11 protein-coding genes and 1 riboswitch are annotated in these 10,539 nt (G+C 61.3%); of the genes, 4 read left to right on the forward strand and 7 right to left on the reverse strand.

What is annotated here, in order from left to right; all coding sequences use genetic code 11:
- Window positions 1–615: 615 nt before the first annotated feature.
- From B3T77_RS04095 to B3T77_RS04105, 3 genes are all read left to right on the forward strand, one after another.
- On the forward strand, window positions 616–1,362 hold the full coding sequence (locus B3T77_RS04095; RefSeq protein WP_292077487.1) for a DUF3293 domain-containing protein: 747 nt from the start codon (window positions 616–618) through the stop codon (window positions 1,360–1,362).
- A 41-nt stretch (window positions 1,363–1,403) separates the two neighbouring features.
- Window positions 1,404–1,507, forward strand: a riboswitch (SAM-I-IV-variant riboswitch).
- Window positions 1,508–1,557: 50 nt separating this feature from the next.
- Window positions 1,558–2,709 carry a methionine adenosyltransferase gene (gene metK, locus B3T77_RS04100; protein WP_292077489.1) on the forward strand — a complete coding sequence of 384 codons (1,152 nt, stop codon included), beginning with the start codon at window positions 1,558–1,560 and terminating at the stop codon, window positions 2,707–2,709.
- The gene (locus tag B3T77_RS04105) at window positions 2,706–3,137 is read left to right on the forward strand and encodes a hypothetical protein (protein WP_292077491.1); all 432 of its coding nucleotides are present in this window, start codon (window positions 2,706–2,708) and stop codon (window positions 3,135–3,137) included. The genes metK and B3T77_RS04105 overlap by 4 nt, the downstream gene beginning before the upstream one ends.
- Before the next feature lie 219 nt (window positions 3,138–3,356).
- Here the strand turns inward: B3T77_RS04105 and B3T77_RS04110 are convergent, their stop codons facing one another.
- From B3T77_RS04110 to B3T77_RS04130, 5 genes are all read right to left on the reverse strand, one after another.
- Window positions 3,357–4,394, reverse strand: a complete 1,038-nt coding sequence (locus tag B3T77_RS04110; protein WP_292077493.1) for a hypothetical protein — start codon at window positions 4,392–4,394, stop codon at window positions 3,357–3,359.
- Complete coding sequence (locus tag B3T77_RS04115) at window positions 4,391–5,053, reverse strand: hypothetical protein (RefSeq protein ID WP_292077495.1); 663 nt, start codon at window positions 5,051–5,053, stop codon at window positions 4,391–4,393. The genes B3T77_RS04110 and B3T77_RS04115 overlap by 4 nt, the downstream gene beginning before the upstream one ends.
- A gap of 1,316 nt (window positions 5,054–6,369) precedes the next feature.
- On the reverse strand, window positions 6,370–6,561 hold the full coding sequence (locus B3T77_RS04120) for a hypothetical protein (protein WP_292077497.1): 192 nt from the start codon (window positions 6,559–6,561) through the stop codon (window positions 6,370–6,372).
- Window positions 6,562–6,628: 67 nt separating this feature from the next.
- Window positions 6,629–7,168 carry a hypothetical protein gene (locus B3T77_RS04125; protein ID WP_292077498.1) on the reverse strand — a complete coding sequence of 180 codons (540 nt, stop codon included), beginning with the start codon at window positions 7,166–7,168 and terminating at the stop codon, window positions 6,629–6,631.
- Entirely contained in the window at window positions 7,165–8,472 is a 1,308-nt protein-coding gene (locus tag B3T77_RS04130) for a tyrosine-type recombinase/integrase (protein ID WP_292077500.1), read from the reverse strand. Before B3T77_RS04130 ends, B3T77_RS04125 begins: the two co-directional genes overlap by 4 nt.
- A gap of 667 nt (window positions 8,473–9,139) precedes the next feature.
- On the opposite strand from B3T77_RS04130, the gene B3T77_RS04135 reads away from it, so the two are divergent.
- Window positions 9,140–10,111: a hypothetical protein gene (locus B3T77_RS04135; RefSeq protein ID WP_292077502.1), complete on the forward strand. Its 972-nt coding sequence runs from the start codon at window positions 9,140–9,142 to the stop codon at window positions 10,109–10,111.
- Here the strand turns inward: B3T77_RS04135 and B3T77_RS04140 are convergent.
- Both B3T77_RS04140 and B3T77_RS04145 read right to left on the reverse strand, forming a co-directional pair.
- Window positions 10,092–10,238: a hypothetical protein gene (locus B3T77_RS04140; protein WP_292077506.1), complete on the reverse strand. Its 147-nt coding sequence runs from the start codon at window positions 10,236–10,238 to the stop codon at window positions 10,092–10,094. The genes B3T77_RS04135 and B3T77_RS04140 overlap by 20 nt on opposite strands.
- A 65-nt stretch (window positions 10,239–10,303) precedes the next feature.
- A complete protein-coding gene (locus B3T77_RS04145; protein ID WP_088582196.1) occupies window positions 10,304–10,483 on the reverse strand; it encodes a hypothetical protein in 180 nt (59 codons plus the stop codon).
- Window positions 10,484–10,539: the final 56 nt, after the last annotated feature.

Below are 10,539 nucleotides of genomic sequence, written 5' to 3' on the forward strand. Positions count from 1 at the left end.
CTTACCAGACGGGTGTGTTAGCCTAGCTTGGGCGTTTGCCCTTGCTGATCCCCCGACAAATTGAAAGCCCGTCGGTTGAAATGTCTGGCTCAGACGTGGTCACGCCGACTTGGCGCGGCTGAACGGGCGCTTGCATCCGATCTCAGTGGCCGAGTCCTGATCGACTACGACCCGACGGGCGTCAGGTGCCTTACCACCGGCCGAATGGTTGAGGCTGTTGAGCGCCTCAATATGCTATTGGCGTAGTGCGCAACGACGTTGCGCAGGCCCGCAAAGAGTAGGAAGTGATCAGCGCGACATGTCCAGTTCGCGGACGCCACCCGATGTCCGCTTATGGCGCAGAGCGGACTGCGGTCTGGCTTTGTGCAGTTGTCCGCTACCACCCAGGGCCGACGTTCCGAAGGTCCGCTCGGTAAACGGCCCCGGCTTAGCCGTGACCAAGTACGGCGATACCCCGGCTGTTACCCTAGCCTGCCAGTCCGCCCAGGAGATCAGTCAACTTGGACTAAATCGTCAGATTGCCAATCTGAGGCCTGGTTCGATCAGGTACGGCAGCAAGTGCATGACGACATAAACGCCTTACCCCTATTTGGGGATCAGTGGCATGAGACGGACATGCGCCGTAGCCACCTAGAACAACGGATCACCGGTCTCATCGATACGGGGCTCGTATGTCCCGAGCCGAAGGCTTGGCACCGCCTCTGGCTGAACATCACAGCCCTCGCTGAGGGTCCGGTGCCGCTGCCGCTCATACTGGCTGCTTGGCACACCACCAGTGACGTCGAGAAGACGAAGCGCTTGGTCGAGCAGCTCTCGATTGCTGACCGTCAGGGGCTAGGCGACGCAATAGGTGAAGCGATCGCCGCGATACCCCAGAACGAGTGGCGGAGGAGGCGCGCCTCAGGTGCTGTAGAGGTCGACCATCGAACCATCCGTTACGCCGATACGAAGCTGGAACAGGCACTGATCGATGCCTTCCGCGAGACGGACTTCGTTATCTTCGGTCAGCCTGAACTGGTCATCACCGTCGGCACGCATTCCGCTGCCTTCGATGCGCTGATGCGGTGGTATGGCGTCGATCAGGCGGCCTACGTCACGGCTTACAACCCCTATAGTCAGGCCCGTTCTGACGGCGAGAACAACCAAGCCCAAGACGCGCTTAAGGCGACGCTTAACACAAACTGTCTAACCTGGTTGGAGGGAGAGGGCAGGGGCCGGGTTGGGGACTGGCCCCCGGAACCTAGCCTTGCCGTCCTCGGGATCCCCAAGGCCCAAGCCTGCGATCTAGGGTGTGCATTCGAGCAGAACGCCATCGTCTGGTGCGCTAGGGGGCAACCAGCCGAGTTGCTCCTTCTGCGCTGACGATGGACGCTTGAACACCTCAGGTCTTTCTGCCACCCTCACAAGTACATCAAGAGAGCGGCCGCTGTGGCCGTCGCCAACCTGCCTTCCCGGGCAAGGTGGCTCCCAAAAGGGGATGTGGCCGATGGCAAATAAACGGGTGCAATCGCGGCGCATTTCAGCACGGGTTCTCGGCTCGCTCGGGATGGAAACGCCATGACCAAGCTCACGTTCGGCCGGCTGCAGCCACTCACCGGTCTCCTCTCGTCGGAAGCTGTGGCCCCGGGCCACCCCGACAAGATCTGCGACCAAGTCTCTGACGCGCTGCTTGATGCAGCGCTCCGCCAGGACCGGCGCGCCCGTGTCGCGATCGAAACGGCCATCAAGGACAATGAAGTCTGGGTGTTCGGCGAGCTCAGCGGTGCCGTCGACCTGGACGTCGTGGGTACCGTTCAAGAAACCCTCAAATCAATCGGACACACGGACGGTCGTTGGGGCGTCGATGTCGACAAGCTGCAGATCCGGACCGCCCTTAGCCAACAGGCACAGGAGATTGCGGCCGGTCTGGAGTCTGACGAACGTCTTGGAGCCGGAGACCAAGGGATCATGTTCGGCTACGCGACGGCTGAAACACCGGAACGGTTGCCGCTCTCCTTTGCACTCGCACGCCGCCTGATCGCTGCTCATACCCAAGCTCGCCAAATCCACGGTGTGCTCGGCCCAGATGCGAAGGCGCAGGTGAGCGTCGAGATCGCCAGTGATGGCCGCGCCTCTGTCCGTACTATCGTTCTGTCCAGCCAGCACGCCTCTGAGCTCGCCTTGATCGACCTGCGCGAGCTGTTGCTTCAAACGGTGATCAAGGCGGTGTTTCCGAACCTGGAAAGCGACGTTCGCCTTCTCATCAATCCCGCCGGCGCGTTCACCCAAGGTGGACCTGTCGCCGATGCAGGCGTGACAGGGCGCAAGATCATCGTCGACACATACGGGGGCATCGGGCGCCATGGCGGCGGAGCCTTCTCTGGCAAGGATGCCACCAAGGTCGACCGTTCCGCCGCCTACGGGGCCCGACAGCTTGCGTGCACAGTCGTCGAAGGCGGTCTGTCTGGAACGGCTGAAGTGCGCCTCGCTTACGCGATCGGCGTGGCTGAGCCTGTGGCCATCCACATCGATGTCGAACATCCCGAAGCCGCAGTTCGAAGCGGTTGGCATGCCGACCGCGTTGCTGACCTGTTCACGCCTCGGTCCCTCATCGATCGGCTTAACCTCGACGCTCCTGTGTATGAGGCTTGCGCGCGCGAGGGACACTTCGGGGCGGGGCGGCCTTGGGATCGGTCGCTCAAAGTCCAGCAGATGGTGGCCGCCGCATGAGCCAGGAGCGTGTCTACGTAGAGGAGGCGCTAGCCATCGCTATCGAACGGGGGGAGGCCAAGCATGCCAGTCGTGCGCAGATCACAGGCGGGGCGGTTCGTGTCGTTGCTGGTGTGTACGATTTCGACACCGGCTTCTTCGATGGTGCGATTGACGAGGCCGTGGAGAAGCTAGCTGTCGGCCTGAGCATGGAGGCGCTACACAGGAGCCGGATGTGCGAGGCGTTTGTCGCAGAAGTCCTAAAAATCCAGGCGGGGATCCGCGAGGGTTGGCTAACTGGCCTTGATCCCCTCGGCGTCGTGAGTTTGGTGATCGAGCAAGTCAATGACGGGGAATGCGCGGCTGTCAGCGGTTTTTCGCTCGCCTGGTATTTCGACGCTGTACCTGGGCGAGAACTACGGCCTGTCGAGTTCGAAATCGACGACTGAATAGGCTCTGCTGGTTGACGGACAGCCAGTCCAGCTACGCTGTCACTGTAACCGATCCCAGCCTGCTTGTTCCTCACGTGGTGCCCTGAGGCCCCTCTTCCCACTGAAGCGAGGGCTTTCTAGAGACTTGGCCGAACGGGGTCGTCCTTCGTCCCCGGCTGATTGCAGGTGAGGCATCCTCCCAACGGTGTTCGAAGTCTCATCGCCCCCGCAGGCTCTTCACCCTGCCGCCGGAAGGAAGATCACGGGGACTGTGGTTTCGTTGCGAGCCGCTTCTAACCATCGGCGGCCGCTGCCCCCTGCTCGGGCGAGCTGCGCGACCGGAGCGCCGATTGTCCAAGCCGCAGCCTCGCGGGCGCGGATTTTGCGCGCGAGCGCCTCGCTGGCACGGTTGGCCTTCGCATGAGTTAGAGCCCAACGAGGGGTGCCGACTGGTGGACTGCCAGTGCTTCGCGCGGAGCGGCTTAAGTCCGCGAGACCGATCGATCCTGTTAGCCGCTCCATGGTTCGACCCCCGTCGAGCGCTGCGGTTTGCGCGGCGACCAGCTCTTCGCAGGCTGTCAGCGACGACACCCGCAGACTGTTGGTGAGGCTGACTGCGTCCAAAAGCGGATCGACCACCTCGGCGTGGCCGCCCCCTGTGTTCAAGAGGCGGTCCGCCCGGAGTTCAAATCGCGTCTGATAGCTGAGCGCGGCCTTGGCCACATCGTGCCAGCGGACGAGCGCAGCAGGCCCGCTCAGATGCCAGGCTTCGTCATAGCTCTTGGCGATGGCCTCAACCTCGCTGAAATCCGCATCGATGAAGTCGCGCCGAAGCTGGCTCATCTGATCGCTCAGGTTATCGAGCTTGGCACCCATACGGCCGACCTCGCGCTTGACCTCGTTGATCTTCATGCTGATCACCGTGAACCCAACGGCAGTCAAACCCAGGCCCGCCGCACTCACGGCGAGGTTGGCGACACCTAGGGAGGCTACGGCGGCAACCTGGGCTTGAAGCTCCACCACGCCGCGGCGGATGATTTCACCTTGGGCCAGCCCGGCCGCCTTTAGACCAAGGCCGACGATCGGCACGCCGTCGGACAGCGCCGGAGTCAGAATGCTGCCCAGAGCCCCGGCTTCTTGCAGATGCCCGACAATACGGCCGGTCACCGTGCTTTTGATTATGGAACCAAATATCTTGTAGTCGCCGGTTCCCAGCCCACCACGGAGCGCTTCTGGCGCCTGACGTAGGATCACCTCGCCGAGAGCGCTCATCATGACAGCTGGATCCTGGCGTCCACGGCCGTCTGGTCGACCCAGCGGATCATCTGGTGAAGCAGCGCGCCGGTCTGGGTGCCGGTGTCCATCCAATGTTGGTCTAGCCTGATGAAGGCCGCGCTTCGAACTCGCTTTATCAGGCCGACTCGCTCGTTGAGGACCGTGTCGGCCGTTTCGCCTGCTGTCTTGGTGAGCTCGGTCACGCCCTTCTGCAGGTTTCTTGCGAAGTCCGCCAAGCCGCGGTTCGAGGGGGGCTCCTCACCCCCGATCTCCAAGCTTTCTGGCCCGGCCAGGGGACTGGCCCGCTCCGCAGCGGCGTTCTCAGATGCAGGGAACACAAACTCGGCTTGGCGCACGGCGGCGCTGAGCGCACTCAGTCGTGGATCGATCGCGGCCAGATCGTCAGCGGCGATAGCAAGATAGGCTGCGAGCGGTTCTTCAAGCTCAGACTTCATCAGAGCATCAATCTTGGCGTTGGCGAGTGTCGCGGCGTTGAGTAGCGAATCGACCGCCGACACACGGCCGAGCTCAGCTTCCAGCTTTTCCCGAGCGTGGGTCGCAGCCAGATTAAGTAGGGTTTCGGCCGCGATGATCTGGTGATCACGCCACTCAGCCACCGCCTGACGCGCTTGCGCGTCGCTAATCAAAGCTTCGTCCATGAAGGCCTCACAAAACGCCAGAAGGACGTTCCGCATCGGAAACTTCGTCCCATCTCGATCGTCGGTTGGCAACGACAACCGACGCCGACCCATCTTGGTTGGCAACCGGGCCCTGACCAGCCGCAAGACCGACGTGAGGTTATCTCAACCACCCGCGGGCAGGGCAGTAAAGCGGGCCACCTGTTGCGGGTCGCGATGACGGGTCCGATCGTCTGCGGACACTAGGCTCTAGAGGGGCGATGGCGCGGTTGCATGGTTTACCTCGGCAGTTACCCTAGGTGCCGCATTGGCCGAGTTGACCCGGTCTTTCGGCGATAATGCTCAGATGACCGATCTGAAGACCTGATAACCGAAAGAGAATCTCTCTATCGCGCGCGTGCGTGCGCGCGTGCGTGCGTGCGAGTTGGGTACCAGAAGCGCCGTGCTTGGCTTCAAGTATGCCCCCGGTAGTAGCGGGCTTCCCGCTCGCATCTGGCGCAGGCGGGCCGTTGGCCGTAGCGGGTCCGCATTAGATCTTCGAGGCAGGCGTCGTCCGTTGGGAACCCCTGCTGGAACTGACGGAGGGTGGGGAGCTTGGAGCGCTTCGTTTCCATAACCCGAATGCTATGTCCGGGCCTACACGATTGGAAGCGGTACATGCCCGCGGTGCCTAAGCTTGGTTGGGCGCCGGCTCGTTCGACAGGTTCCAGGCGAAGGAGGCGGCGTCAGTTGCGCGTCTCGCCATGTCCGTCCACCTCGTGGCGCTGGCAGTCTTTCGTACGCTCCGCCTATGGCTAGATGTAGATGTGTCCGAAATTCGGGGACCGACTGGGCGAGGACAATCGCGGACTCTGTCCCCCCGTTTCGGACCATTGCGCAGCGGAGCCATGAGCAAGTGTCCGAAATAGAGGGACCGTACCCGCCCTCATTTCGGACCGGGTTCTAAATTGGCTTTGGCCGTATCCTTTAGGTACGTGAAGCTCGGCAACCGTCCAGTCCGGTCGCATTTCTCCCAAGTCAGGCGGTACTCCGATGCGTGCCGTGCCTTCCAAGCGAAAGCGCCCCGTTGGGTCTCTTCGATGAAGCCTTTCTCGGCCAGGGTCTGAAAGGCGCGGCTCGCCGTATCCTTGTTGATCCGGGCTCGGGCTGCTGCCTCACGCACGCTGAGGGCCAACCAACCGTTGTTCCGTCCGTCGTACTTGCGCATCAAAGCGATAAGGACGCTGAGCTCCGCCGGGCTAAGCCTCCCAGCGATCCCATTGTCATACAACCGCCACCAGAGGCGCACGAAGGGTGGGCCGGCCTTGGACCGGCCCTTCACATTCGCCCTTCCCATGTCAGTCGCGGCTGCGCTGCTGAACGCCTTCCCATTCGACGATCCAATCTTCACGCCAGTAGCGGCGACGGTTGATCTCGACAGGGGCCGGGAAGTCCAGCGACGGGTTCGCCGACCAACGGCTGATGGTGCGACGGCAAACCGAGAAGCGCGCGGCCAGTTGTTTCGCAGTGAGATAGTGGGCGTCGTTCAAGGGGGCCTCCTCATTCCAGAGGTCCTTCAAAAGTCTAATCTGTCGCAACGTGTCACTGGCGATACCTTCACTCGGTATCGCCACCGCCTTCACGGAAAGTCACATAGTCCCAGTACGGAAGCTCCATGCGCCAACGCCGAAGCGTCGATCGCGCGGGCGCCTTGGTTTCTCCAAGGCGTTCCACTAGCGCGTTCCGAAGTGTGAGCAGGGGCATCGCCGAACCGGCTGCCTGGTAGTGCTGCCGGTCGAGAAAGCTAGCCAGGTTCTTCGCGGCGGGATCGGCGGTCTCTGCACCGCCCTTCCAGCCCCCTTCGTAGAAGGCGGGAGGATCGCTGAGTGCAACGTCCGACAGGTCCATCGCCCAAGCCAGCAGCCCGACCAAGGCGTCCGACAGCGCAGTCTGGCTGTTTGCCACCTCGACTGCGAGCTCCAAAGCCATAGCGCGCACCACGCATGGTTCAATGGGCCATCGGGCGCTTGGCAAATGCTCATGCCGTTCGACCAGGTCCAGCAACTCACGCGCGGCTTGATCGGGTGGTGCCATGGGGGCGTTTTCGATCAAATGCCAGGAGCCGCGCCTTCCGAAAGAGGGGTTGATCGTCGTCATTGTTGCGCCTCTCCAAGAGCCAGCAGCTGCTCACCCCAGGCCTCAAAGGCCGCCTGACGTTCGTTCATGAACTCATGAACCTGGTAGACACTCACGATCCCGCTCGTGGAGCCGCTGATGTGGTTGAGGGCTTTCTCCACCACGCGTTGTTCGACACCCATCCGCTGCATGCCGGTGGCGACCGTGCGGCGCAGATCGTGCCAGCACCAAGCTGGCATCGACGGTGTATCGATCATGCCTAAGCGCACGGCGTCCTCCTTAATGATGTCTCGGATAAGGGCGTCCAGGCGCGCCTTTAGTTTCGAGTAGCCACTGAACGGCGTGAGGGCTCCGTCTTGTCTGGTTCGACCACTGGTGAAGACGAAGTCCGGCGAGCCCTTGATCCGCTTCAAGCTCGCGAGCTCGGCAAGTGCAGGGGCATTCAGATGAGCAACATGTGGCTTGTTGTTTTTCGTGTCGCCCCTTGGGAACAGGATTTGCCGGTCCTGCAGCGCAAGCTGGCTCCACCTTAACCGCGAAATTTCTCCCCGGCGCTGCCCCGTGAGGAGGAGCATGCGGACCCATTGACGATATGGCTCCGGAAGCTTGGCGCTTGCGCGCCAGACCAGCCCAATCTCGTGCTCGCTCAGATACCGGTCGCGACTTTTCTCCACCGCGGGTGGACGCACCCGGCCGCATGGCGAAGTCTCAATCAGATCCTGTTCGACGCACCAGTTGAAGAACTTTCGAACCAGGGCCAGCGTCCTGTTGGCGCTTATGGGCGCGCCCCCGTCGCGAACGCTTTGTAGTAGGTCGACCACGTCCGTGCGCCGAATGTTTTCGACCGAGCGACCCATCCATGACGGCCGCACCTTGGTTTCGAACAGCCGGCGGCTTTCCCTCGCTGTGGAAGGTCTATTTCGAACCTCGACGTGATCCTTGAAAAACGCCTCGAAGGCCGCGCCGATTTCCTTGGGCTTAGCTTTTGGCCCCTCTCCCGCAAGGATGCGCTTCGGGTCGGCACCCTGCGCCAGGGCGAGCCGGCCCTGTTGGACGAGCAACCGAGCGCCAGCGATCGAGAGCGGTTGCCCTATCCGCGGCGGTGCCGCGAGGGTCTCCGGCAGCATGTCCGTCGGCGACATGAAGCGACCCAGCGTGACCTTGTTTGGCTTGTCGAAGTGGCGGTACCGATATGCCCAGGACTTCGCTCCTGTCGGCGCGTGTACAAGATAAAGGCCATCGCCCAGCGGGATTTCCCGCCGCTTGGACGGTGCTTTCATGTTGCGGATCTGCAGATCGCTGAGACTGCGAGGCGGCTTTGGCATCCAGGGTAACGGCGGGGTAACGACGACTAGTGGCCGGGCTTGTCGTCCAGTGTCCCGCAATGCGCAAGAAAAAACTGTCTTATATCAGTCTACTGATACGGAAACCGAGTTCCCATTGTCGCTGTTTGACCGGCCCTGATCAGCGTGTCCCGATGACTACGAATCTGAGGGTCGGGCGTTCGAATCGCTCCGGGTGCGCCACTTTTCTCTCATTTATTACAACGCGTTATGCCTGTGCGCTCCGTGCCTTCTTCGCCGCGGTATTGCGCCGATAAGCGGACCGTAAGTGGCGGAATGCTACGAATCGACACTCAGCCTCCATTTCACGCGCCCTCTTGCGGAAATCTGGCGATTCTCTAGATTCCAAATGCACACAGGCGCGGAGGGTTTGGACCCGCCCGCGCCTGTGCTCCTTACCCCTTCTGGAAGGGGGCAGGATAATCGAAAGCCGATTGAAGGCCGCTACCTTCCTTGTCACGGGAGCCAGGTAGTGGCCTTTCCTGTTTTTCCGAGCCCGCGACGCCGGTCGGCGTAGACGCGGCGGGCTCTCACTCTTCTCTGCATGCCGATTCTCCTGAACATGATCAGGATATGCCTGTGACTTGCCGTGTCAATCACAAACTGATACGGTCCCGTAAATACCCTTTGTGGGTCGGGAGATCGTACAATGTCTGACACGGCTGTTGAAGCGAAGACGCCGAAGGATCGGAGCCCCAGCTTTCCATTCATTCCACTTCAGACCGCCGTCGAGCGGCTGATTGCATTTGAGCAGACCTTTGGGCGACACGAGACGCCCGCGAATAAGGTAGGGCGAGCATGGAAAATGACTGATGGCAGCAGTCAGGCATTTCAAACTATCGCAGCGCTCAAGCAATTCGGATTGCTCGACTACAAGGGGACAGGTCCGGCACGCGCGACGTTCCTGACAGAAGAGGCCCGTAAATTCGTTCGCGCGCAGCAAGAGAGCATCAAACGCGAAGTTATCCGCACCGCAGCGCTCAAGCCGAAGGCGATGGAAAAGTTCTGGGCAATGTGGGGCACCGATAGGCCTATCGATGACATTTGCCTTGACGACCTCCATTTTAAGCACGGCTTCACGCAAAGCGCGGCGGCAACCTTCCTTCGTGTCTATGATGAGACCATCGCGTTCGCCGGCCTAACAACCTCAGACGCAGCAGAAGAAGACGATTTCGAGAGCTTCGGCGAACAGGACGCTGACAAATCCGCAGTCGAGGTTGGCGACCTCGTACAAGTAGAGATCAACGGTGCCCTGACTCTTTCCCAGCCCGCTCGCGTTCGCGCCATACAGGTTCATGACGGCAAATCATGGGTCTTTATCGACGGCAGTGAGTCAGGTGTCCCTCTTTCTCAGGTGCTGGTCCAGCAGAAGGGTGTGGTTTCACCAACCTCTCCCCCGACTCTTCCTATGACCGCGGCTCCAGCACTGCCTCATCCCAATGAGCCTGCTCGTACCCAGCCGAGGGAGGGATGGAAGGAGGAGCGTCTCATTGACGACGATGGCGACGAGACGTTCATCTCCTATAAGGGGGAGCCATCTGTCGAAAGGTACGAATTTATACGGGACTATCTGACGTTCCGGATCGGGCGTCTGCGGAAGACTAGTCCAGCGGGTAGCTGAGCCAGGCTCGAAGTGCCGCTACGATCATCGGCATGTCCCGGCTGTCATAGCGGTTTTCGGCCATCCCGGCCTCGGCATCGGCTTGCAGTGCATCCCAGCCTGCCTCCCCTCCCAGCGCGGCAAGCATAGGATGCACCTTTGCGGCCTCTAGCCGCCGCGTACGGGCGATTAACGCGCGCACCCCTGCCATTATCAGCGCGCCCCGGCTTTCAGCGCTAGCGCCACGGAAATCAGCGTCTGTTCTGCAGCTTCCGCCTCCCGCCTCCGCTCAAGCGCCTGCTGCTCGAAAACTTCCAAAAGCCGCTGATGCTCCTCAGGCTTCAGCGTGCATTTGACGGGACGGTTCTCCCAGTCACGGTCCAGGTTGATCATGACAAAGCCTCCCCCATTCCGTTCAGCGTGTCCCGGGTGACGTGACCCCCGTTTCT

Origin of the sequence: Brevundimonas sp. UBA7838 (assembly GCF_002500885.1) — a bacterium.
Taxonomy (GTDB): Bacteria; Pseudomonadota; Alphaproteobacteria; order Caulobacterales; family Caulobacteraceae; genus Brevundimonas; species Brevundimonas vesicularis_C.